At 57.6% G+C, this 22,588-nt stretch carries 19 protein-coding genes and 1 pseudogene; 9 read left to right on the top strand and 11 right to left on the bottom strand.

The genetic code is table 11. The features are described from left to right. The first annotated feature begins 115 nt into the window (after positions 1-115). A complete protein-coding gene (locus tag N6P30_RS18905; RefSeq protein WP_023292593.1) occupies positions 116-901 on the top strand; it encodes a MipA/OmpV family protein in 786 nt (261 codons plus the stop codon). Between the two features lie 37 nt (positions 902-938). On the opposite strand, the gene yajD is transcribed toward N6P30_RS18905, so the two are convergent. Continuing rightward, complete coding sequence (gene yajD / locus N6P30_RS18900; RefSeq protein WP_003857471.1) at positions 939-1,286, bottom strand: HNH nuclease YajD; 348 nt, start codon at positions 1,284-1,286, stop codon at positions 939-941. Between the two features lie 178 nt (positions 1,287-1,464). Between yajD and N6P30_RS18895 the strand changes: the two genes are divergently transcribed. Beyond that, a complete protein-coding gene (locus N6P30_RS18895; protein WP_023292592.1) occupies positions 1,465-2,490 on the top strand; it encodes an LLM class flavin-dependent oxidoreductase in 1,026 nt (341 codons plus the stop codon). A gap of 25 nt (positions 2,491-2,515) precedes the next feature. Then, a complete protein-coding gene (locus tag N6P30_RS18890; protein ID WP_023292591.1) occupies positions 2,516-3,463 on the top strand; it encodes a zinc-dependent alcohol dehydrogenase family protein in 948 nt (315 codons plus the stop codon). A gap of 3 nt (positions 3,464-3,466) precedes the next feature. On the opposite strand, the gene N6P30_RS18885 is transcribed toward N6P30_RS18890, so the two are convergent. Further along, positions 3,467-4,501 (bottom strand): AI-2E family transporter, encoded by a 1,035-nt coding sequence (locus tag N6P30_RS18885; RefSeq protein WP_023292590.1) that lies wholly within the window; start codon positions 4,499-4,501, stop codon positions 3,467-3,469. A gap of 421 nt (positions 4,502-4,922) precedes the next feature. On the opposite strand from N6P30_RS18885, the gene mdtJ reads away from it, so the two are divergent. The 3 genes from mdtJ to N6P30_RS18870 all read left to right on the top strand — a co-directional run bounded on the left by mdtJ (position 4,923) and on the right by N6P30_RS18870 (position 7,848). Next, positions 4,923-5,285 (top strand): multidrug/spermidine efflux SMR transporter subunit MdtJ, encoded by a 363-nt coding sequence (gene mdtJ / locus N6P30_RS18880; protein WP_008502463.1) that lies wholly within the window; start codon positions 4,923-4,925, stop codon positions 5,283-5,285. Next, positions 5,272-5,601: a multidrug/spermidine efflux SMR transporter subunit MdtI gene (gene mdtI / locus N6P30_RS18875; RefSeq protein WP_008502462.1), complete on the top strand. Its 330-nt coding sequence runs from the start codon at positions 5,272-5,274 to the stop codon at positions 5,599-5,601. Before mdtJ ends, mdtI begins: the two co-directional genes overlap by 14 nt. Positions 5,602-5,685: 84 nt before the next feature. Beyond that, positions 5,686-7,848 carry a bifunctional diguanylate cyclase/phosphodiesterase gene (locus N6P30_RS18870; RefSeq protein ID WP_023292589.1) on the top strand — a complete coding sequence of 721 codons (2,163 nt, stop codon included), beginning with the start codon at positions 5,686-5,688 and terminating at the stop codon, positions 7,846-7,848. 1 nt (position 7,849) lies between these two features. Here the strand turns inward: N6P30_RS18870 and N6P30_RS18865 are convergent, their stop codons facing one another. The 8 genes from N6P30_RS18865 to puuD all read right to left on the bottom strand — a co-directional run bounded on the left by N6P30_RS18865 (position 7,850) and on the right by puuD (position 16,766). After that, on the bottom strand, positions 7,850-8,671 hold the full coding sequence (locus tag N6P30_RS18865; protein WP_008502460.1) for a trypsin-like serine peptidase: 822 nt from the start codon (positions 8,669-8,671) through the stop codon (positions 7,850-7,852). Positions 8,672-8,950: 279 nt separating this feature from the next. Further along, on the bottom strand, positions 8,951-9,325 hold the full coding sequence (gene asr / locus N6P30_RS18860) for an acid resistance repetitive basic protein Asr (protein ID WP_021241183.1): 375 nt from the start codon (positions 9,323-9,325) through the stop codon (positions 8,951-8,953). Between the two features lie 230 nt (positions 9,326-9,555). Next, positions 9,556-11,043, bottom strand: coding sequence for a carboxypeptidase M32 (locus N6P30_RS18855; RefSeq protein WP_260629966.1), 1,488 nt, complete (start codon positions 11,041-11,043; stop codon positions 9,556-9,558). Positions 11,044-11,193: 150 nt separating this feature from the next. Next, positions 11,194-12,465, bottom strand: a complete 1,272-nt coding sequence (puuE, locus tag N6P30_RS18850) for a 4-aminobutyrate transaminase (protein ID WP_023292587.1) — start codon at positions 12,463-12,465, stop codon at positions 11,194-11,196. Positions 12,466-12,490: 25 nt separating this feature from the next. Continuing rightward, positions 12,491-13,771 (bottom strand): NAD(P)/FAD-dependent oxidoreductase, encoded by a 1,281-nt coding sequence (locus tag N6P30_RS18845; RefSeq protein WP_023292586.1) that lies wholly within the window; start codon positions 13,769-13,771, stop codon positions 12,491-12,493. Continuing rightward, on the bottom strand, positions 13,768-15,261 hold the full coding sequence (puuC, locus tag N6P30_RS18840; RefSeq protein ID WP_023292585.1) for an aldehyde dehydrogenase PuuC: 1,494 nt from the start codon (positions 15,259-15,261) through the stop codon (positions 13,768-13,770). Before puuC ends, N6P30_RS18845 begins: the two co-directional genes overlap by 4 nt. 157 nt (positions 15,262-15,418) lie before the next feature. Then, positions 15,419-15,976, bottom strand: a complete 558-nt coding sequence (gene puuR, locus N6P30_RS18835; protein WP_008502454.1) for an HTH-type transcriptional regulator PuuR — start codon at positions 15,974-15,976, stop codon at positions 15,419-15,421. Positions 15,977-16,001: 25 nt separating this feature from the next. Next, complete coding sequence (gene puuD / locus N6P30_RS18830; protein WP_023292584.1) at positions 16,002-16,766, bottom strand: gamma-glutamyl-gamma-aminobutyrate hydrolase; 765 nt, start codon at positions 16,764-16,766, stop codon at positions 16,002-16,004. 214 nt (positions 16,767-16,980) lie between these two features. Here puuD and N6P30_RS18825 point away from each other — a divergent pair, with 214 nt between their 5' ends. Both N6P30_RS18825 and N6P30_RS18820 read left to right on the top strand, forming a co-directional pair. After that, a complete protein-coding gene (locus N6P30_RS18825; RefSeq protein ID WP_008502452.1) occupies positions 16,981-18,399 on the top strand; it encodes a glutamine synthetase family protein in 1,419 nt (472 codons plus the stop codon). A gap of 356 nt (positions 18,400-18,755) precedes the next feature. Continuing rightward, positions 18,756-20,146 (top strand): annotated as a pseudogene (locus N6P30_RS18820) (APC family permease). Positions 20,147-20,210: 64 nt separating this feature from the next. Here the strand turns inward: N6P30_RS18820 and N6P30_RS18815 are convergent. Next, on the bottom strand, positions 20,211-21,464 hold the full coding sequence (locus N6P30_RS18815; protein ID WP_008502449.1) for an MFS transporter: 1,254 nt from the start codon (positions 21,462-21,464) through the stop codon (positions 20,211-20,213). Between the two features lie 121 nt (positions 21,465-21,585). Here N6P30_RS18815 and N6P30_RS18810 point away from each other — a divergent pair, with 121 nt between their 5' ends. Then, complete coding sequence (locus tag N6P30_RS18810; RefSeq protein ID WP_023292581.1) at positions 21,586-22,518, top strand: LysR family transcriptional regulator; 933 nt, start codon at positions 21,586-21,588, stop codon at positions 22,516-22,518. Positions 22,519-22,588 lie beyond the last annotated feature (70 nt).

The raw sequence follows: 22,588 nt of genomic DNA, 5'->3' as shown, positions 1-22,588 counted from the left end.
TTGACCATTTCTTAACACTATCCCGACGATTCATTGATTCAGCCAAATCATACTGCGCCAACATTGTGTGGCTGTTCCTGTCTCAGGAGACGCCAGCGTCTGTAAGGAGAGCAGTATGATAGCGATAAAAAAAGTCCTGTATATGTCCGTCCCGCTTCTGATGGTCGTGGCATCCGCCGCGCAGGCGGATGATGACACCGCGTCCGATTCCTTAACCGTCGGGCTGGGAGGGCAATATGCCCCGCGTTACTCAGGCTCAGACAAGCAGGTGTGGCAGGTGGTTCCTGTGCTGCAGGGACGCAAAGGCGCTTTCTTTGTTGATGCACAAAAAGGGGTGGGATATGACCTGCAAAACGACAGCGGCTGGTATTTCGAACACACGCTGGGCGACGACCCCGGAAGGGCTGATAAAAATTCTGGCTGGCGCGAGGGGGCAAACAACCTGAAAGGGATGGGGGATATTGATGCCACCCTGAATACCGGCCTTGCCGTGGGCTGGCAGGCTGCGCCATGGCTGAGCATGGAAGGCAAAGCGACGCTGCCGTTAACCGACAGTCAGGGGGCAAGCTATCAGGCCTCCGTTACGCTGATCCCGGTACAAAATAACCAGGACACGATAGCCTTTCAGTCTGCGGCCCTGTTTGGCGACAGCCGTTACCTGAATACCTGGTATGGGGTCAGCGAGCAGCAGAGCCGCCGCACCGGCTATCGCCGCTATGCTGCGCCGGGTGGATTTTACGGCGTCGACACCAGCCTGACCTGGAGCCATCAGTTCGATGCTCACTGGGGAACGGTCCTCAGCGCGGACTATACCTGGCTTGGCGACCATGCCAATCAAAGCCCGATCGTGATGCGGCGTAATGAGGGGTCTGCAACCGCCGCTATCACCTGGACATTCTAAATTCGCGGATCATGATGTGAGCGAGGGGGCGAGAGGTTTATTTCTTTTTATCCATCATCGCTTTCAAATCGGCAAACGGGTTAAACGTGGCGACGCCCACGTCTTTTTGCGCGTCTTCCCCTGCCACCACGGTGGTGCCGTACTGATCCGCTTCGGTGTATTTCGAATGCTCATGATCGTGGCAAAACAGGCACAACAGCTCCCAGTTGCTGCCATCTTCCGGGTTGTTGGTATGGTCGTGATCGATATGGTGAACCGTGAGTTCACGCAGATTGGAATAGACAAACTCGCGCGAGCAGCGTCCACACACCCATGGATAAATTTTTAATGCTTTTTCGCGATAGCCGCTTTCCAGCCGCGCGTAGTTTTTGGGGATCAAAGCCATTGCCGGTTTTACCTGCCATGAAAAGAGTGGGGAAGAGTATATCCCATAACATTGCGTCGTGACGAACCCGTCAGTTATGTCAATTTATTTGAACCATTCCGTTAAATAAACGGCATTTATTCTTACCGGGTAATGCGTAAAGTGGACAGAACGCAACGCATTATCAGGACACAGGGTTATGAAAAAGATCGGATTTTTATCCTTTGGTCACTGGACGCCTTCACCGCAGTCCGGCACGCGCTCGGCGGCCGATACGCTGCTGCAGTCCATCGATTTAGCCGTGGCGGCTGAAGAGCTGGGGGCCGACGGCGCCTATTTCCGCGTGCACCACTTCGCCCGACAGCTTAGCTCGCCGTTCCCTCTGCTGGCCGCTATAGGGGCAAAAACAAAAACCATCGAAATTGGCACCGGCGTAATCGACATGCGCTATGAAAATCCGATGTACATGGCCGAAGATGCGGGCGCGGCGGATCTGATTTCCGGCGGTCGCCTGCAGCTGGGCATCAGCCGGGGCTCACCGGAGCAGGTTATTGATGGCTGGCGGCATTTCGGCTATGTCCCGCAGGAAGGGGAAAGCGAGTCGGATATGGCGCGTCGTCATACCGAGGTGCTGCTTGAGGTGCTGCGTGGGGAAGGGTTTGCCAAACCGAACCCACAGCCAATGTTCCCCAATCCGCCGGGGCTGCTGCGTCTGGAGCCTTATTCAGAAGGGCTGCGCGAGCGTATCTGGTGGGGCGCGGGTTCTAATGCGACGGCGGTATGGGCGGCAAAACTGGGCATGAACCTGCAAAGCTCAACGCTGAAGGACGATGAAACCGGCGAGCCGTTCCACATTCAGCAGGCAAAACAGATCCGCGCGTACCGTCAGGCCTGGAAAGACGCAGGGCATACGCGCGAGCCGCGCGTGTCGGTTAGCCGCAGTATTTTTGCGCTGATGGACGACCGTGACCGGATGTATTTCGGTGCCAGCCGCAACGACAGCGATAGCGTGGGTTATCTTGATGAGAAAACGCGCGCCATCTTCGGGCGCAGCTATGCCGCGGAGCCGGACAAGCTGGTTGAACAGCTGAAAAAAGACGAGGCGATTGCCGAGGCGGATACGCTCTTACTGACCGTACCGAACCAGCTGGGGGTGGATTATAATGCGCACGTGATTGAGTCTATTCTCAAACATGTCGCACCGGCAATGGGCTGGCGCGAGTAGTTCCGCTATCAGCCTTGAGATCGTAATGGAAAACCTGGCCCTCTGGTATCGCCGGTTTGGCGAGCCAGACTCTGTTCTGCAACCTGAAAACGCGCCGCTGGGCGCGCTTGCGCCCGGACAGCTCCGCGTGCGGATGCTGTTTTCTCCGGTCAACGCGTCCGATCTTATCCCCATCACCGGCGCCTATCGCCACCGAACCCCGTTACCCGCCGTCGCGGGGTATGAAGGTGTCGGGGTTGTCACCGGGGCGCCCGCCTCGTTTAAGCATCTGGTGGGTAAGCGCGTCCTGCCGCTGCGCGGTCAGGGCACCTGGCAGCGCTATGTGGACTGTCCGGCAGAGTATGCGATACCCGTTCCGGACGTTGTCGACTCGCGCCTGGCCGCGCGGGCCTACATCAACCCGCTGGCGGCGCAGATGATGCTGACCCGCTACCCGCCGCGCGGAAAGCGGGTCTTGCTCACGGCTGCAGGATCCGATTGCGCCATCCTGCTGGGGCAGTGGGCGCGTCAGGCGGGGGCGGAAGCGGTGTTCGGCATTCACCGTTCCGCCGTGCATGCTGAACGGCTGGAGGCGATGGGGATCACGCCTGTCGCGCAGCATGACGCGCACAGAATCGGCGCCGTCGCCGCACGCAGCGATATCGTCTACGATGCCACCGGCGGGCCGCTTGCGGAAGCGATCCTCAGCGTCATGCCCGAGCCGGGCATGTTTGTTTGCTACGGGCTGCTGTCCGGGCAAGCCTTCACACAGCGGCGGCCTGCGCCGCGCGTGGCGTGGTTCCATATCCGAAACGGTCTGGATGCGCTCAGCGTTGAGGCGTGGCGCGCAGAGTTCGAGCGCATCTGGCTGAGGTTGCCCGGCAGTGAGTACAGCGACGTTACGGTGTACCCGCTGGCGGAGTGGCGAAGGGCGCTAAGCGCTTATCGTGAAGGTGGAAGGACCCGCAAGCCCCTCCTGTCGATGGCGGAATGACGGCTATTTATGACTCATATCGCTCAGCAGCACGGCGATACTTTGCCCGCCCGCCGTCTGCTCCAGACCAATCTTGACGATGATGGTGAGCGGAACGGAGAGCAGCATCCCAACGGGCCCGAGCAGCCAGCCCCAGAATATCAGGGACAAAAAGACCACCAGCGTGGACAGCCCCAGGCCCCGGCCCATCATGCGCGGTTCCAGTATGTTACCGAACACCAGATTGATGACCAGGTATCCGGCCAGCAGGATCAGCGCGTCATAAAGCCCGCTGAAAACCAGCACCTGAAGGATAGGGGGGATCGCCGCCAGCACGGAGCCGATGTTGGGAATGTAGTTAAGCGCAAACGCCAGTAACCCCCAGACGAACGCAAAGCGGACGTCCAGCGCCAGAAGCATCACCCAGACGACAACGCCCGTCACCAGGCTAATGGCGGTTTTCAGCACCAGATAGCGAGAAACGCTGTCCAGCGCGCGTTGAATCGCCCCCATTCCTTCAACCGGACGGACCATGATCTGCTGCAGCTTTGCCGGCAGCTGGGGCACCTCCAGCAGCATGAACACCACCGTTAAGAACAGCAGGAAAATGGAGGTCATGGCGTTGGAAAGCTGCGTCAGCAGGCTGGTGACGATCGTCATCGCCGCATTGGGGTCGATATATTTCAGGAGTTCCTCAACCGAGATTTCGATCCCCGCGCGCTGCAGCCAGGGCTCCAGCTGCAGCAGGGGGATCGCCAGCGAAGAGCGATATTTCGGCAGCGTTCGCGCCAGTTCATTGAGCGAGGTGCCCAGATAAGCGACCAGCAGCACCATCGCCACAATAATGATGCTGATAAGCAGCGTGATGGCCAGCACGCGCGGGATGCGCAGCCGCGTCATGCGCTGCACCAGCGGGTTGAGGATCACCGCAATAAACAGGGCCAGAATAAAGGGCACAATAATGTCGGCGGCAAAGCGCACGCCTGTCAATATGATCACCAGCATGCCCAGCATGATGACAATTTTTAACCCGTTCAGGGTAATGATGGGTTTAGCCATGGTGACTCCGCAATTTTTGTTATTTTTATAATAAAGGCGAAAGGCGTTGCAATAAACTAACCAAAATCAAACAGGGTGGGTAAAGAATTGCAAAGACTTTGAGTAAAATCCTGGCTTATGGTACAAATTCGGTGTGTTTAACTACCGAGGACAATTTTCATCCGCAAAGACGAGAAGCAACAACGCGGATAATTGTAATTTTATGGACAATATGTTCAGGACGTACTCTTCAAACAATACTGCTGTATATTCCACCTCTTTCTGCCTGCTTTCTGGTGAGCAACACTGGCGCACCGCACTCTAGTCATTTCTTCTGCCTGAGCTGGCGCTAAGCGCTTAGCTGACTGATTTCAATTCGTATTTTTGGGTTTGCTGCACGCAGCGGGCCACGATGGATTATATTCTCAAGCAGGAGAAAAACATGTTTTACTGGATTTTATTAGCACTGGCTATTATTGCTGAAATTACCGGCACGCTGTCGATGAAGTGGGCAAGCGTCAGCGATGGCAATACCGGTTTTATTTTGATGCTGGTGATGATTTCGCTTTCTTATATTTTCCTCTCATTTGCGGTGAAAAAAATTGCGCTGGGCGTCGCGTATGCCCTGTGGGAAGGGATCGGTATTTTGTTGATTACGCTGTTCAGCGTTCTGATATTTGACGAAACATTAACAACAATGAAGGTCGCCGGATTAACGACGCTGGTCGCGGGTATTGTGCTGATTAAATCAGGTACCCGTAAGCCGTCTAAAGTGCAGAAGGAGCAGAACCATGCAACAGTTTGAGTGGGTTCATGCGGCCTGGCTGGGGTTCGCCATCGTGCTGGAAATTCTGGCGAACGTCCTGCTGAAATTCTCCGATGGTTTTCGCCGTAAGCTCTACGGCCTGATGTCGATTGCCGCGGTTCTGGGAGCGTTCAGCGCGCTGTCCCAGGCGGTAAAAGGGATTGACCTGTCGGTGGCCTATGCGCTGTGGGGCGGTTTTGGTATCGCCGCCACGCTGGCCGCAGGCTGGGTGCTCTTCGGTCAGCGTTTAAATAACAAGGGCTGGATGGGACTCATCTTGCTGCTTGCCGGTATGATTATGATAAAACTCGCCTGACGCTCATAAAGCCATCCTTTACAGGCAGCGAAATTCGCTGCCTGTATTACGCTTAGAAAAGCAAAACCCTGAAGAGGATGGCGGATGTATCGCACATTAAGCTGGCGCAATATTCCCACCGCGAGAACGTTGTTTGCCATGGTCTTTATGGCGGGCATCGGCTTAATCATCTCCGTCGTCGCACTCCTCTATCTTTCCCTGCATCTTATCAGCACCAAAACCAATGAAATTGATGAACATCGCGCGGCGCTTTCCGTACAGGGGGCCATTCAGACATCGGTCAACCGCGTCTCCTCGCTGGTGCTGGATAACGCCGTCTGGGACGATGCGGTGCGGGAGGCCTACCGTCCCACGCTCGATACTAACTGGTTGTATAACACCTGGGGCGCCGGCTTTAAAATCAACAACCTCTATGATGGCACCTTCGTGCTTGATGAGCATTTCAACGTCATCTGGGGATCGTTTCAAAGTCAGCCATTTCAGGAGACGAATCTCGATTTTTTCGGTAAGGGGCTGAAGGCGCTTATTGCTCAGCACGCGCGCGCCCTGTCAGGGGATAAAAATATCTATGCCGGGATCAGCAAAACGCGAAGCGGCGTCGCCTTTGTGGGCATTGGGCTGATTCGCCCGATGGTCGGAAGATTACAGGTTACCGACGGAACGCGCCGCTATCTGGTAATCACCCGTCATCTGAACGCCAGAATTTTATCCGACCTGGGGTCGACCTTTCAGATCGATAACCTGCACTTTACGCCGGATAAAATTAACGAGCTGAGTATGCCGCTGCGCAGTTCGGCAGGGGAGCTGCTGGGCTATCTTAACTGGCAGGCACGGCTTCCGGGAGCGCAGGCCGCCCGGGCGGCATCCTCTGATATCACCCAGATTGTCGTGCTGGCATCGGCCCTGATCCTGCTCTTTATTCTGGTGAGCAGCGTGGGGCTGTACAAGCTTGCGCGCGGAGAAAGCCAGGCGCGTCTGGTGGCCAGAACGGACTGGCTAAGCCATCTGCCGAACCGGCGAGCGCTCATCGAGGCGCTGGATCGGGTGAGCTTACGCGGAGATATCGACGTCAAAAGCGTGGTGTTTATCGATCTGGATGGCTTTAAAGACGTGAATGACATCTACGGCCACAGCGTGGGTGACGATCTCATCGTGGCGATTGCGAAAACGCTGAGTGAACGCGTGCCGCCGGGGGGAATGCTGGCGCGTATGGGCGGGGATGAGTTTGCCATGACAATCGGCGGTGATAAGGCAGAGACACAGGCCACCGCTTTTGCCGTGTCGGTGCTGGATTCTCTCTCCGCCCCGATTCAGCTGGGGGAACGCACCATCCATATCGGGGCCAGTATCGGGATCGCCAGCGGAACCCTGATTGAATGCACCAGTTCCGAGCTGTTTCGTCGCGCCGATATTGCCATGTACCATGCCAAAATGAGCGGGAAAGGGCGTATCACCCACTACGACGCCGAGCTGAATAGCGCCCGTGAGCGCAAGCTGGCGATTGAAAATCAGATCCGTAACGGTCTGGAGCGCGATGAGTTTGAGGTCTGGTATCAGCCGATTATTGACGCCCGCAGCCAGAAAATGAGCAGCGTCGAAGCGTTAGTCCGCTGGCCGCGTCGCCCGGAAGGGCCGCTGGGCCCGGATACCTTCATCGCCATCGCGGAGACGAGCGGTCTGATTTACAAACTGGGCCAGTTTGTGTTGCAGCGCGCCTGTCAGGATCTCCAGCCATACGGTGACTTAACGCTTTCCGTTAATATTTCTCCCGCACAATTCCGCGATCCCGCCTTCGAAGACAAAGTGGCCAGCGTGCTGGAAACCACCCATTTCCCTGCCAACCGACTGCAGCTGGAGGTCACGGAGTCTTATGTGCTGGAAAATCCGGAGCGTGCCCGCATGGCGATAGCCAATCTTAAAGCGCTGGGCACCGCGGTGGCGCTGGACGACTTTGGCACCGGCTATTCCAGCATTGGCTATTTGCGGCGTTTTAACTTCGACACCATCAAGATTGATAAATCGCTGGCCGGGCTGGTGGACCACGATGAACAGGCGGCCGCGCTGGTGAGCGGCACGGTGCGGATCGCCAACGCGCTGGGGATGGCGGTGGTCGCCGAAGGGGTCGAAACCGAAAGACAAATGAAACTGCTGCGGCTGGCTGGCTGCGATCAACTGCAGGGTTTCTGGTTCAGCCAGCCGATGCCGATTGAGTCAATCAGGGCATTACATCAGGTCAGACGATGCTGATTTACTGCTGCGCCAGCGCTTCCAGCTTGTCGCGAAAACCGGTCACGGACAAGGCCCGGTTATCGGCCCGCCAGCGATCTTTCGCCGCCGGTGCAGAGCTCTGCACGCCAATCAACTGCCAGCCGTTGTCTGTTTTCAGCATCAGCGGTGAACCACTGTCGCCCGGCAACGTATCACACTGGTGCGAGAGTACGCTGGTTTGCGCCCAGCCCGTCACAATACAGTCGGTGTGGGTGTAAAGGGTATCCAGATGGTCGACTGGATAGCCGGACTGCGTCACCTTCCGGTCGGCGGCTTTCAGCGCGGCGGTGAGTGCGTCTTTATCGCCGTCAAATAACGGCAGCGGCGTAATGCCGGAAGGGGGGTAGCGTAAAACGATCAGGCCAAAGTCCCATGAGGCGGCCGCCGGTGGCACGATCCAGCCGTCACCATCCGGTTTCAGCCGTTTGCCGAGAGACGGATCGACCCGGCCTTCAATGCCGTGTATTTCATAGCGCCAGGTGCCTTTTTGCGACACAAACCGCAAGGCCACCGCTTTATCCGGCTTGCCGTTTGGCGGCGTTAACAGACAGTGGCCTGCCGTCAGGGCAAGCTGAGGGGTGATCAACGTCGCAGTACATAAGTTACCGCTGGCGGTTTCCAGTTGACCTATAGCATCCCAGGGTGCCTGGGTGGGATCGGCGACGCGCGTACGGTCGTCATGATTGAAAAAAAGCGTCTTTAGCTCTTTCGCGCTAATGGTGTCATCACCGCCATCATCCGCATGTGAGAATCCAGAAAAAAGACCAAACGTTCCCAGTAACAACACAACAGATTTACGCATATCTCACTCTGGTGGGGGTAATTATGATTATTAAAAGTGAACCCTATGAAAATACTATAGACGGGACAGCGCTAAAGTGGGAGTAAAATCAGCGTGCTACATTCAGGAAAGATAAAAATGGCTGGCGATGAGCGCGCATAAAATAAGCAGGATCAGAATCAGCTCAAACCGATAGCGCCGCAGCATACGCCCTCCGGATAAAAAAAACGGCGCGGAACCTGTTCCGGTTCAGCGCCGGTTTACCAACGTGCCCCGAAGGGCACGGTTTAGCTTGTACTCTTACGCAGCTGGCTGTGCAGCTGGTTTAGCAGCTTCGTGTTTTACTGCTTTTTTGTGATGCTTTTTAGCAGCCTGGGCTTTCTGCTCTACAGCCGGTTTGGTCGCTTTTTTATGGTGCTTTTTAGCAGCCTGGGCTTTCTGCTCTGCAGCTGGTTTGGTCGCTTTTTTGTGGTGCTTTTTAGCGGCCTGGGCTTTTTGCTCTGCAGCCGGTTTAGCGGCTTTATGATGTTTCTTGTGATGGACAGTTTTTGCTGGCGCCGCGGTGGTCGTTGCAGCAGGTGCCGCAGCAGCCGGTGCAGCAGTGGTTTCAGCAGCGAACGCAGCAGAAGACAGACCCATAGCAGCGGCAACAACCAGAGCTAATACTTTTTTCATGTTCATACCCTCGAATTTGGTTTTTCATTTAACCCCACTGCGGGGCCGTTGAAATAACTATATCCCTGTAAATTCGGGGTTTCCGTGAGTGATTGGTATCGGCGTGTAACCATATGTACATTGCCGGGGTCCTGCACAGACGGCTCCCTCTCCCATGAGGGTATACGGGCTGGGGTGAGGGGGAACATACGACTTCTTTACCTGAGGTCCCTCACCCCTGGCCAAACAGATTACAAATAGCGGGAGGTCAGATGCTCGCGGAAATAACGGATATTCAGATCTTCACCCGTCGCCTGGGTGATTAACTGCGACGTGCTGAAGCGACTGCCGTGCTGCCAGATGTTCTGACGCAGCCACTCAAAGAGTGCGGAAAAATCGCCCTCAGCGATGGAGGCCTGCAGACCCGGAAGCGCCGTTTTCGCGGCGTGGAACAGCTGTGCGGCATACATGGCCCCCAGCGTATACGACGGGAAGTAGCCAAAACCGCCGTCGGTCCAGTGGATATCCTGCATACAGCCGTTGCGGTAGTTGTCTTTGGTGGATAACCCGAGCCAGGCCTGCATTTTCTCGTCCCACAGGGCAGGGATATCGTCCACTTCTATCTCGCCGTTGATCAGCGCGCGCTCAATCTCATAGCGCAGCACCACGTGTGCCGGGTAGCTCACTTCGTCCGCATCGACGCGGATATAGCCCGGCTTCACGCGCTGGTTCCAGGCAATAAAATTCTCTTCGCTGAACGCCGCCTGGCTGCCAAAGCGGGCGTGCACCGCAGGGAGAAGATGCTTGAGGAAGGCTTCACTGCGTCCCAGCTGCATCTCAAAGAACAGGCTCTGGGATTCGTGGATCGCGGTTGAGCGGGCGATGGCAATCGGCTGTCCTGCCCATGCGCGCGGCAGGTTTTGTTCGTAGCGCGCGTGTCCGGTTTCGTGGATCACGCCAAACAGCGCGCTGAGCAGTTCATCCTCGTCGTAGCGCGTGGTGATGCGCACGTCTTCCGGTACGCCGCCGCAGAACGGGTGCGCACTCACGTCGAGGCGACCGCCGTTAAAATCGAAGCCGAGCATCTTCATGGCTTCCAGGCCCAGCTCACGCTGTGTTGCCGTCGGGAAAGGCCCCTGAGGAGGAACAAACGAGCGCTGAGCCTGCTTTTCCACGACGTTTGCCAGCAGGTCCGGCAGCCAGGATTTCATATCGCCGAACAGAACGTCCAGACGGGCGCTGGTCATGTCGGGCTCAAAAATATCCAGCAGCGCATCGTACGGCGTACAGCCTTTGGCTTCCGCCCGCAGGCGCGCCTCTTCGCGGCTAAGTTTGACCACCTCTTTCAGTTTGGCGGAAAAGCCCTGCCAGTCGTTGGCGGGACGCTGCGTGCGCCAGGCGTGCTCGCACCTGCTGCCCGCCAGGGATTTGGCTTCCACCAGCGATTCCGGCAGCAGGGTTGCCTGCTGGTAGTGGCGCGTCATTTCGCGCAGGTTGGCCTGTTCGACGTCATTCAGATCTTCACCTGCCGCCGCCGCTAACAGGTCGCCGACTTTTTTATCGGTCAGGATCTGGTGCTGCAGGACGCTCATCTCCGCCAGCGCCTCGCCGCGTGCGGCGCTGCCGCCGGGCGGCATCATGGTAAACATGTCCCAGCTGGCGATGGAGGTAAGGTGCGAGAAGCGGGAGAGACGCTGGAAGGTTTTCACAAGTGACTGATAGGATGATGTTTTTTGCAATTCTTATTTCCTCATGCCGGGGATGTGTTTCAGGGAGCATACAATGAAACAGACCCAATTCCCCAACATTTCCCACGCGGAGGAAATCTGTGCCGATCTCCTCCGTTGAAACCGTCCCCGGCATTCCGGGAGACGGTTTTCGGTGGGCACTCAGGACTTATCGCGCATAACCTGTTGCAGGATCGCCAGCGCCTGGTTGAACTGGGCGTCCGGAATGGTCAGCGGATAAAGGAAGCGGATCACGTTGCCGTACTGGCCGCAGATCAATAACAGCAGGCCCTGGGCGAGCGCCTTTTGCTGGATCGCCTGCGCGATGGCGGCCGACGGTTCACGGCTCTCGGGGTCAAAAAACTCCGCCGCAATCATCGATCCTCTTCCCCTTATCGCCACGAGCGCAGGGAAGGTGCCCTGAATCTCCTCCAGCGTGGCTTTCAGCCGATCGCCCAGCTGACGGGCACGCGCGCACAGCGACTCGTTGTCGATAATCTTCAGCACCGCGTGCGCGGCGGCCACCGCAAGCGGGTTGCCTGCATAGGTGCCCCCCAGGCCGCCGGGAGCCGGCGCGTCCATGATTTCGGCGCGGCCCACCACGCCGGACAGCGGCATTCCGCCTGCCAGGCTTTTAGCCATCGTCATCAGGTCGGGTTTGTCCGCGTAGTGTTCCATCGCAAACAGTTTCCCCGTACGGGCGAAGCCGCTCTGCACTTCGTCGGCAATCATCACGATCCCGTGCTCATCACAGATACGGCGGATGGCGGCCACCAGTTCTGGCGGGGCGACGTTGAATCCGCCTTCACCCTGAATGGGTTCAAAAATAATCGCCGCCACCTGTTTCGCCTCAATATCTGCTTTGAACAGGCGTTCTATCGCCGCGATGGCATCCTGCGTCGTGATGCCGTGCAGCTCGGAGGGATACGGCACGTGGTAAACCGAGCCCGGGAAGGGGCCAAATCCCAGCTTGTAAGGCGCGACCTTGCCGGTTAAGGCCATGGTCATATAGGTTCGGCCGTGAAAGCCTCCCCCGAAGGCAATCACGCCCGGTCTGCCGGTGTGGGCCCGGGCGATTTTAATGGCATTTTCCACCGCTTCCGCGCCCGTTGTGAAGAACGCCGTTTTGGCCGGGCTCTGCACCGGGGCCAGCTCGTTAAGTTTTTCGGCCAATGAAACGTAGCTTTCATACGGCACAATCTGGTAGGCCGTGTGGGTGAACTGGTGAAGCTGTTTTTCCACTGCGGCCACCAGTTCAGGATGACGATGGCCGGTATTCAGTACCGCGATCCCGGCGGCGAAATCAATATAGTCGTTGCCTTCCACGTCGGTGAGCGTGGCATTCTCCGCCGAGCGGGCAAAGAAATTACACATTACGCCAACGCCGCGCGGGGTGGCAGAAAGTCTGCGCTGATGAAATTCCTGGTTACTCATGTCAGATACCCTTTTGTCGAAACGATCATACGCCAAGACGATCGCGCAGGCTGTAGTACGCCGCGCCCATCGCCGTGAATGGAATCCGCAGGCTGCGGCCGCCCGGGAAGGGGTAGTGCGGGAGGTTGGCAAACGCATCAAAGCGCTCAGCGTCACCGCGCAACAGTTCCGAGATCAGCCGTCCGGCCAGGTGGGTGCAGGTTACGCCGTGGCCGCTGTAGCCCTGCATGTAATAGATGTTTTTATCCAGACGACCAAACTGCGGCATACGCGACAGGGTCAGCAGGAAGTTGCCCGTCCAGCGGTAGTCGATTTTGACGCCTGCCAGCTGAGGGAAAGTTTTCAGCAGCTTTGGCATCACCAGGCGCTCGACATCGTCCGGATCGCGCGCGCCATACACGACGCCACCGCCGTACAGCAGGCGGTTGTCGGCGGTGAGACGGTAGTAATCCAGCAGGTAGTTACAATCTTCCACGCAGTAGTTATTGGGGATCAGCGTGCGGGCGAGCTCTTCCGGCAGCGGGGCGGTGGTCACCACCTGGGTGCCGCAGGGCATGCTGCGTTTTGCCAGCTCCGGTTCGATCTTATCGCCCAGATAGGCATTCCCGGCGACGATCACGTAGCGGGCCGTCACCTGACCATGCTGCGTGCTCACCACGGCCGGGCTGGTGTGCTGAATGGCATTCACCGGGGACTGTTCATACACCCGCCCACCGTTCAGGCGAATGGCGTCCGCTTCGCCGATCGCCAGGTTCAGCGGATGAATGTGCCCCCCGCTGCGGTCCAGCAGCGCGCCGGTATAGCGTTCGCTGTCGACTTCCCGGCGGATGGCGCTGGCGTCCAGCAGCTCCAGCTGCGTGTTGCCGTAGCGTTCCCAGTTGGCTTTTTGCTCCTCCAGCGTCTCCAGCTGCTTATGGTTTAGCGCCACAAACAGCCCGCCGGGACGATAGTCGCACTGGATCTGATAGCGCTGGATACGCTCCCGGATGATCTCCCCGCCTTCAAACATCATGCTCCCGAGCATTCTGGCGGCATCGGGCCCGTAGTTTTTCTCGATCACGTCGATGTCGCGGCTGTAGGAGTTAACCAGCTGGCCGCCGTTGCGTCCGCTGGCGCCGAAGCCGATGCGCGCGCCTTCAAGGAGCACCACGTCGTAGCCCATTTCGGCGAGATGCAGCGCGGAGGAGAGGCCGGTATAGCCGCCGCCCACCACGCACACGTCACAGCTGATCGATTCGTTAAGCGTCGGGAAAGGTTCGTAAGCGTTCGCGCTGGCCGCGTAGTAGCTGGTGGTATGTTCGGTCATGATTGAGGCTCCAGGGCAATCCAGATGGTTTTCAGTTCGGTAAATTTTTCCAGCGCGTGCAGGGACTTATCGCGACCGTTGCCGCTCTGCTTAAAGCCGCCAAAGGGAACGGTCATATCACCGTCGTTATAGTTATTGACGAAGACCGAGCCTGCCTTCAGGCGGCGGCTCATGCGGTGCGCGCGGGAGAGATCGCGGGTCCATACCGCCGCGCCAAGCCCATATTCACTGTCGTTGGCCAGCGTTAAGGCTTCCTCTTCGGTTTTAAAACGGGTGACGACCAGCACCGGCCCGAAAATCTCTTCCCGGCACAGCGGGGAAGCAGGGTCGATGTCGACGAAAATGGTTGGACCGACTGCGGAAGGCCACGATTGTTCCCGCCCGTCCAGCAGCAGCGTACCTTTCCGGGTTCCCTCGCGAATAAACGTGTGGACGGTATCGGCGTGCGCGGCGTCGATGAGCATCCCCATCGTGCTGTCGGGGTCGAGCGGATCGCCCGGCTGCCAGTGGCGGGCCTGCGCCTTCAGCCTTGCCAGGAAGTCATCAGCGATGCTGTCTTCGAGCAGCAGGCGGGTGCCGGCGATACAGACTTGCCCCTGGTTATAAAAAATCCCGGCGGCGGTCGCGCTCACGGCCTTGTCCAGGTCCGGACAGTCGGCAAAGATAATGTTGGCGCTTTTGCCGCCCGCCTCCAGCCAGACGCGCTTCATGTTGCTTTCTCCTGCGTCCTTCAGCAGCTGCTTGCCGGTACGGGTAGAGCCGGTAAACGTCAGCACCTCAACCTCCGGATGCAGTGCCAGCGCCTGGCCCGCTTCGTGGCCGTAACCGCTTATCACGTTCAGCACGCCGTCAGGCAGGCCCGCCTCTTTCGCCAGCCCGGCCAGCCGCAGGGCGGTGAGCGGTGATTTCTCCGATGGTTTCAATACCACGCTGTTGCCCGCGATCAGCGCCGGGCCCAGCTTCCAGCAGGCCAGCAGCAGTGGGAAGTTCCAGGGGACGATGGCCGCGACAACCCCGATGGGCTCGCGCACGATCATCGCCAGCTCGCCCGGACCCGTAGGCGCCACTTCGCCGTAGACTTTATCCGCCGCTTCGGCGTACCAGCGAATGGCGCGTGCCGCGCCGGGAATATCGTCGCGCAGGCTGTGGCGGATGGGTTTACCGGTGTCCAGCGTTTCCAGTAAGGCCAGCTCTTCGCTATGGCGTTCCATTAAATCGGCGAGCGTATTTAGCACGGCCTTGCGCTGCGCCGGAGACGCCTGCGACCAGTCACCGCGCTCAAATACCGCACGCGCGGCCTGAACTGCGCGGTCCACGTCCGCCTGCTTGCCCCGTGCGACGTTCGCCAGCGTCTGCTGGGTCGCGGGATTGACGGTTTCAAACGTGGCATTATCGGCGGCGTCACAATAGGCACCGTTAATAAATAACCGGGTCTCAATGGCGCTATTTTTTGCTTTATCCTGCCAGTAAGTCAGGTGCTGAAAATGCATATTCACTCCTTTCTTTCGCAATCAGATAAATAAAGGCATGGCCGTTTCAGGCAATACGAAGCCGTGGGGCATCCCGGGAATTAACCCGTTAAATGCCGACAGCGATCGTTTTTATATTTCCCGGCGTAAGCGCGCTTACGCCGGGACTGAGTGGTAATTAGAACGTGGTAGGAGTGTGGGCACTGATAATGCGGCAGATGCCTGCCGAGGTGTTGCTGAAGCTGTGCGGTATGCCGGTATTGATGGCATAGCTCTGCCCCGCAACCAGGTGATATTGCTGGCCATTAATGGTCAACAATATTTCACCTTCCAGTATCGTACCGATCTCCTCACCCTGGTGTTTGATCCTCTCTCCGGTCGTGGTTCCAGGCTGGTAAGTTTCAAAAATCATCGCCAGCGTACGGTTCGGATTTCCGTTATGAACCAGCTTCATCGAAACCCCCTGACTGCCTATTTCGATAAGGTCTTCCTGATTAATAACCACCTGCGGTTCATCAGGTTTTTCCGGTTCCGAAAAGAATTCCGAGAGCGACAGCCCATAAACTTTCAGCAGCTTTTGCAGCGTACTGATAGCAGGACTGACTTTGTCCTGCTCAATGGTGCTGATGGCACTGTGTGTTAACCCAGACAGTTCCGCGGCACGCCGCTGCGAGAGACCCAGCTGCTGGCGGATCTCAGACAGACGTTTCCCTGGCGCCAGTCCGTCATCGCTCATAGTTGCATTTCCTTTACGGTAGTGGTCAAAGCCGTTGCTTCTCGGCAATGTGGCTTTGACAGGCGGTGATAAAACCTTCAAACAACATACGGGACAGGGCGTACTCGCTGCTGTTCCATTCGGGGTGCCATTGCACGCCGAGGGCAAAAGGGTGGTCATGAACGCTGACCGCCTCGACCAGCCCATCCGTCGAGCGGGCCTCCACGCGAAGCCGTGGTCCTAACGTCCGTGCACCTTGCCCGTGTAACGAGTTTACCCAAAATGTGTTACAGCCTGGTATTAATTGAGACAGCAGTCCTCCCTCCTGAACCTGAACTTCATGAGACGGGGCGTATTGTAGCTCAACCGGCAGTTCAGGATCTTCCCGGTGCTCGAGCAGGTCGTTCTGCTCGAACAGGCGGCGATACAGCGTCCCCCCCGTCGCAACAACGAGTTCCTGCAGCCCCCGGCAGATGGCGAAAATGGGGATGCGCCTTTCGAGCGCGGCGGCAATCAGCGCCATACTCAGAAGATCTCGCCCGGGATCGGCGTCAGGCTCATCGCCGTTTTCACCATAAAGGTGCGGCTGCACGTTACTTGGGCTGCCCGGCAGGTAAATCCCGTCCAGGGTGGGCAGCAGAGCGGTGAGCAGCTCTGGCTCTGCCAGCGCATGCGGTAAGGCAATCGGTAAACCCCCCGCGTTAATAATGGCATTCAGGTACTTTTCTTGCAGGGTCTGGGTCTCATGACCCTTAAGCCTGTTTCTACACATCACCACGCCAATAACTGGCTTGTTCATTATATTTTCCATGATCGCCCTCACAAAGTGGACTAAATTTAGGCCATTTTCGCCTGATAAACGGCCTTTTCGTTCAATATTTTCTCAATCTAGCAACGGGATCTGCCTTTTGCAAACTTAATTTAACATTTGACAAACAATTTATTTGCATACAGATTCGATAGAGTGGACATTATATTTGACAGTCCAGAGCAGCGAACGCAAATCCCAAAAACGGTGGTAAATCATGGAAACCAATATCGTAGAAGTTGAGAACTTTGTGCAGCACACGGATGAGAGGCGGGGCAGCGCCTTTACGCAGGAAGTGAAGCGCTATTTAGAAAAGTATCCTGACACCCAGTTTATTGATGTCCTCCTGACCGACCTGAACGGCTGTTTTCGCGGCAAGCGCATCCCGGTTGCCGGACTGAGCAAGCTTGAAAAAGGCTGCTATTTCCCGGCATCGGTTTTCGCCATGGACATTTTAGGTAACGTCGTGGAAGAGGCGGGGCTGGGGCAGGAGCTCGGCGAGCCGGACTGTATCTGCGTGCCGGTGCCGGGCACCCTGACGCCGTCCGCCGCCGACCCGGAATACATTGGTCAGGTGCAGCTCACCATGGTCGATGAAGATGGCGCTCCCTTTGACGTTGAGCCGCGGAACGTACTCAACCGACTCTGGCAGCAGCTGCGCCAGCGCGGCCTGTTCCCCGTGGTAGCGGTAGAGCTGGAGTTCTATTTACTTGACCGTAAACGCGATGCCGACGGCTATCTGCAGCCCCCCTGCGCGCCGGGCACCGACGTGCGTAACACGCAGAGTCAGGTCTACTCGGTTGATAATCTTAACCATTTTGCTGACGTACTGAACGATATTGACGAACTGGCGCAGCTGCAGCTGATCCCCGCCGACGGGGCAGTGGCTGAGGCCTCCCCGGGCCAGTTTGAGATAAACCTGCACCATACGGAAAACGTGCTCGATGCCTGCGATGATGCGCTGGCGCTTAAACGTCTCGTCAGGCAGATGGCGGAAAAACATAAGATGCACGCCACGTTTATGGCAAAGCCGTATGAAGAACATGCGGGCAGCGGGATGCATATCCACATCAGCATGCAAAACAACCGAGGCGAAAACGTGCTCGCAGACGCCAACGGCGAGGATTCCGCGCTGCTGAAACGCGCGCTGGCCGGGATGATCGACCTGATGCCTGCGTCCATGGCGCTGCTGGCACCGAACGTCAACTCCTACCGCCGTTTCCAGCCGGGGATGTACGTGCCGACGCAGGCGTCATGGGGACACAATAATCGCACCGTTGCCCTGCGTATCCCCTGCGGCGATCGCCATAACCATCGGGTCGAGTACCGGGTGGCGGGCGCTGACGCGAATCCGTATCTGGTGATGGCGGCGATTTTTGCCGGCATTTTACATGGGCTGGATAACGATTTACCCCTGCAGGAAGAAGTGGAAGGCAACGGTCTGGAGCAGGACGGGCTGCCGTTCCCGATTCGTCAGAGCGATGCGCTGTGGGAATTTATGCAAAACGATAGCCTGCGCGAGCGGCTGGGCGAACGCTTCTGCCACGTCTATCACGCCTGCAAAAACGATGAATTACTGCAGTTTGAACGCCTGATTACCGAAACGGAAATTGAGTGGATGCTGAAAAACGCCTGATGACGTGCCCCGCTAAGGGGCCGCTTTGTTTCATCTGACACGTATCACCAAACGGCCTGCGCGGAGCCTGGCCTAACTGTTCGCTGGCACGCCAGCTTTCTCCCGGGAGTCGCGTTATGGAGCGCAGGCGGCACAGGGATTTTCTTAACGACACTGTGTGACGAGGTAGGAAATGATGCAGATGTTCAACTATCCGCAGGGCGAAGGGGGCCAGTCCGGCGCCTGCTGTGAGTGCGAGCCAGAGACGGTGCGCTGGTACGATCGCGTGTGTTCTTTACAACTTCCCCCTTTGCTAAGCAGGTTTGCGTTAAGGACAGCGCGATTGCAAACCACGGTAAGCATGGGGGGGACGGTTTATGGCGACTAATACCTCTCTTGACTCGCCGCGCATGGCCGGCAGAACCCGGCTGCGCAGTTCCCTCAAGCTCTGGCAGGTGGTCATGATGGGGCTGGCTTATCTCACCCCGATGACCGTGTTTGATACCTTCGGTATTGTGTCCGGTATCAGCAATGGCCACGTGCCCGCCTCGTATCTCCTGGCGCTGGCTGGCGTCATGTTTACCGCCATCAGCTACGGCAAACTGGTACGACAGTTCCCGGAAGCGGGCTCTGCGTACACCTACACGCAGAAATCGATCGGCCCCCATTTAGGCTTTATGGTCGGCTGGTCATCGCTGCTGGATTATCTCTTCCTGCCGATGATCAACGTGCTGCTGGCGAAGATCTACCTTTCCGCGCTGTTCCCTGAAGTCCCGCCGTGGGTCTGGGTGGTGGGGTTTGTGACGATCCTGACGCTGGCGAACCTGAAGAGTGTGAATCTGGTCGCCAACTTTAACACCCTGTTTGTGCTGGTGCAGATCGCCATCATGGTGGTGTTTGTCATACTCGTGGTGCACGGTCTGCATAAGGGGGAGGGCGTCGGCACCGTCTGGTCGCTCCAGCCGTTTATCAGCGAGAACGCACACCTGATCCCGATTATTACCGGCGCGACTATCGTCTGCTTCTCTTTCCTCGGCTTTGATGCGGTCACCACGCTGTCGGAAGAGACGCCAAACGCGGCGCGGGTGATTCCCAAAGCCATCTTCCTCACCGCTTTGTATGGCGGGCTGATATTTATTGTTGCCTCGTTTTTCATGCAGCTCTTTTTCCCGACGATCGCGCGCTTCAAAAACCCGGACGCCGCGCTGCCGGAAATCGCGCTGTACGTGGGCGGCAAGCTTTCCAGTCGGTGTTTCTGTGTACCACGTTTGTGAATACGCTCGCTTCAGGCCTGGCCTCGCACGCCAGCGTCTCTCGCTTACTGTATGTGATGGGGCGTGACAACGTGTTTCCGGAGCGGGTGTTTGGCTACGTGCATCCGAAATGGCGTACGCCAGCCCTGAACGTCATTATGGTTGGGATAGTGGCGCTGTCGGCCCTGTACTTCGATCTCGTGACCGCGACGGCGCTGATCAACTTTGGCGCGCTGGTGGCGTTTACGTTTGTTAATCTCTCGGTGTACAACCATTTCTGGCGGCGCAAGGGGATGAACAAAACGTGGAAAGATCGGTTCCACTATCTCCTGCTGCCGCTCATTGGTGCCGTCACGGTCGGCGTGCTGTGGATAAACCTCGAAGCGACGTCCCTGACGCTTGGCCTCATCTGGGCGGCGCTGGGGATCCTTTACCTGACATGGCTCACGCGCCGCTTCCGAAAACCGCCTCCGCAGTTTGAAGCCGGTAAGATAGAACAGGCCTGGGATTCCTGAACGAAAAACGGCACCAGTATGCTGGTGCCGTTTTTCGGGAAACGGACGTCCGCCCGCGAGCATATTATCTCAGACGTTTATGCAGGCTTCCCCCCACGAGCAACGCCGCGCACAGCATCAGCGCAATAAACCCGCCCACGCCGTTCCAGCCGTAGTGATGCCAGAACACGCCGCCGAGCGTCCCGGCGATGCTGGACCCCAGGTAATAGCTAAACAGATACAGCGAGGATGCCTGGCCCTTGGCGCGACGCGCGCGTGGGCCAATCCAGCTGCTGGCGACCGAGTGGGCGGCGAAGAAACCCGCGGAGAAGAGCAGCATGCCGGCAAAAATCAGCCACAGGGAGGAGAAGAGCGTCAGCAGCAGGCCGACCAGCATCACCGATGTGAAGAACAGCATGACCGGGCCGCGGCCATAGCGGGCGGTCATTGCCCCGGCTTTCGGTGAACTCCACGTTCCGGTCAAATACGCAACCGAGAGTAAACCGACAAGAGCCTGGCTCAGATGCCACGGCGAGAGCATCAGGCGATAGCCAATATAGTTAAACAGCGTGACGAACGAGCCCATCAGCAGGAAGCCGGTCAGGAACAGGCGCGGCAGCCCCTTGTCGCGCCAGTGCAGGCGGAAGTTGATAAACAGCGTTTTCGGGCGCAGCGATGTCGGGCGGAAATGACGCGATTCCGGCAGAATTTTCCAGAACATCAGGGCGGATGCCAGCGCGAAACAGCCGATGACCGCCAGCGCAATACGCCAGCTAAAGAAGTCCGTGAATACCCCGCTCAGCAGACGTCCGCTCATCCCGCCAATCGAGTTCCCGCTGATGTATAGCCCCATAGAGAAGGCAACAAAGCTCGGGTGGATCTCCTCGCTGAGGTAGGTCATCCCGACCGCCGCCACGCCGCTGAGCGAGAGCCCAATCAGTGCGCGCATCACCAGAATGCCGTGCCAGCTGGTCATCATGGTCGAGAGTAGCGTACAAACCGAGGCCAGCATCAGCGCGGTTACCATCACCTGTTTACGGCCGATGGCGTCGGACAGCGGCCCGGTAAAGAGCAGGCCAACCGCCAGCATACCGGTTGAAATAGAGAGGGATACGCTGCTGCTGGCGGGTGAAACGCCAAACTCATGGGAGAGCACGGGCAGGATCGGCTGAACGCAATAGAGCAGGGCGAAGGTCGCCAGACCGGCGGAGAAGAGCGCCAGCGTGACGCGCATAAATTGGGGGGTACCACGTTTAATGAACTGAACCGGCTGCGATGTTGCAGGTAAATCATCGATATCGCTCGCCGGATCGATATCAATGGCAGTTGTACGACTCACACAGTTTCCTTGCTTAAACATCCCCGTGATTTCTGGTGACGGGTATGACCACCTGATAAGGGTAGGAAAATGTAAATATTCTGTCTAATATATTAATAATCTCAAATGATACTTTAGAAATATGAATATCGAGCTGCGTCATCTCCGCTACTTTGTCGCCGTCGCTGAAGAGCTGCATTTTGGCCGCGCGGCGGCACGGCTGAACATCTCTCAGCCGCCCTTAAGCCAGCAGATTCAGATCCTGGAGCAGCAGGTCGGGGCGCGCCTGCTGGCCCGCACCAACCGCAGCGTGAGCCTGACGGCGGCGGGTAAGCAGTTTCTCATCGATAGCCGACAAATTCTGAGCATGGTCGAGGACGCAGCCGCCCGGGCAGAACGGCTCTATCTCGGGGAGGCCGGAGAGTTGCGCATCGGGTTTACCTCGTCGGCACCGTTTATCAGCGCCGTCTCGGAAACCCTGTCGTCATTCCGTCGCCATTTCCCGGATGTTCATATTCAAACGCGCGAGATCAACACCCGCGAGCAGATCGCGCCGCTGAATGAGGGTTCGCTGGATCTGGGGCTGATGCGTAATACCCAGCTGCCGGACTCGCTGGCGTGGGAGGTGATCCTGCGCGAGCCGCTGATGGCCATGATCCCGCACGATCACCCGCTGGCGTCGCGTCCGGCGGTTTCGCTGGCAGAGCTGGCAAACGAGCCGTTTGTCTTTTTTGACCCGCAGGTCGGAACGGGTCTGTATGACGATATCCTGGGGCTGATGCGCCGCTACGATCTTGCCCCGGTCATCACCCAGGAAGTCGGGGAAGCGATGACCATTATCGGCCTGGTCGCGGCCGGGCTGGGGGTGTCTATTCTTCCGGCCTCCTTTAAACGGGTACAACTGCGCGAAATGCGCTGGGTGACCATCGCCGAAGAGGATGCCGTTTCAGAGATGTGGCTGGTCTGGGCAAAACATCGCGAACAGAGCCATGCCGCGCAGCGCTTCAAACAGCAGTTGATGAACGCCTCCGCCGGGCGGCATTTTCAGGGAAAAGTGGGCAAAAATGTGCAGTAAATCACATGGCTAAGTAAATATTTGACGGCAGCCCTGCAAGTGCTTCACCATAGCCAACAGTTTATTTCGA

This window comes from Enterobacter sp. PL1 (assembly GCF_945957325.1).
In the GTDB taxonomy this organism is placed as follows: Bacteria; Pseudomonadota; Gammaproteobacteria; order Enterobacterales; family Enterobacteriaceae; genus Enterobacter; species Enterobacter roggenkampii.
The sequence above is the reverse complement of the archived record's forward strand: the minus strand, read 5'-3'. Positions and strand labels throughout refer to the sequence as shown.

Excerpts from the sequence above, each read along its gene's own strand:
- N6P30_RS18905 (WP_023292593.1), top strand. The coding sequence starts at position 116 with ATGATAGCGATAAAAAAAGTCCTGTATATGTCCGTCCCGCTTCTGATG.
- yajD (WP_003857471.1), bottom strand. The coding sequence starts at position 1,286 with ATGGCTTTGATCCCCAAAAACTACGCGCGGCTGGAAAGCGGCTATCGC.
- N6P30_RS18895 (WP_023292592.1), top strand. The coding sequence starts at position 1,465 with ATGAAAAAGATCGGATTTTTATCCTTTGGTCACTGGACGCCTTCACCG.
- N6P30_RS18890 (WP_023292591.1), top strand. The coding sequence starts at position 2,516 with ATGGAAAACCTGGCCCTCTGGTATCGCCGGTTTGGCGAGCCAGACTCT.
- N6P30_RS18885 (WP_023292590.1), bottom strand. The coding sequence starts at position 4,501 with ATGGCTAAACCCATCATTACCCTGAACGGGTTAAAAATTGTCATCATG.
- mdtJ (WP_008502463.1), top strand. The coding sequence starts at position 4,923 with ATGTTTTACTGGATTTTATTAGCACTGGCTATTATTGCTGAAATTACC.
- mdtI (WP_008502462.1), top strand. The coding sequence starts at position 5,272 with ATGCAACAGTTTGAGTGGGTTCATGCGGCCTGGCTGGGGTTCGCCATC.
- N6P30_RS18870 (WP_023292589.1), top strand. The coding sequence starts at position 5,686 with ATGTATCGCACATTAAGCTGGCGCAATATTCCCACCGCGAGAACGTTG.
- N6P30_RS18865 (WP_008502460.1), bottom strand. The coding sequence starts at position 8,671 with ATGCGTAAATCTGTTGTGTTGTTACTGGGAACGTTTGGTCTTTTTTCT.
- asr (WP_021241183.1), bottom strand. The coding sequence starts at position 9,325 with ATGAAAAAAGTATTAGCTCTGGTTGTTGCCGCTGCTATGGGTCTGTCT.
- puuE (WP_023292587.1), bottom strand. The coding sequence starts at position 12,465 with ATGAGTAACCAGGAATTTCATCAGCGCAGACTTTCTGCCACCCCGCGC.
- N6P30_RS18845 (WP_023292586.1), bottom strand. The coding sequence starts at position 13,771 with ATGACCGAACATACCACCAGCTACTACGCGGCCAGCGCGAACGCTTAC.
- puuC (WP_023292585.1), bottom strand. The coding sequence starts at position 15,261 with ATGCATTTTCAGCACCTGACTTACTGGCAGGATAAAGCAAAAAATAGC.
- puuR (WP_008502454.1), bottom strand. The coding sequence starts at position 15,976 with ATGAGCGATGACGGACTGGCGCCAGGGAAACGTCTGTCTGAGATCCGC.
- puuD (WP_023292584.1), bottom strand. The coding sequence starts at position 16,766 with ATGGAAAATATAATGAACAAGCCAGTTATTGGCGTGGTGATGTGTAGA.
- N6P30_RS18825 (WP_008502452.1), top strand. The coding sequence starts at position 16,981 with ATGGAAACCAATATCGTAGAAGTTGAGAACTTTGTGCAGCACACGGAT.
- N6P30_RS18810 (WP_023292581.1), top strand. The coding sequence starts at position 21,586 with ATGAATATCGAGCTGCGTCATCTCCGCTACTTTGTCGCCGTCGCTGAA.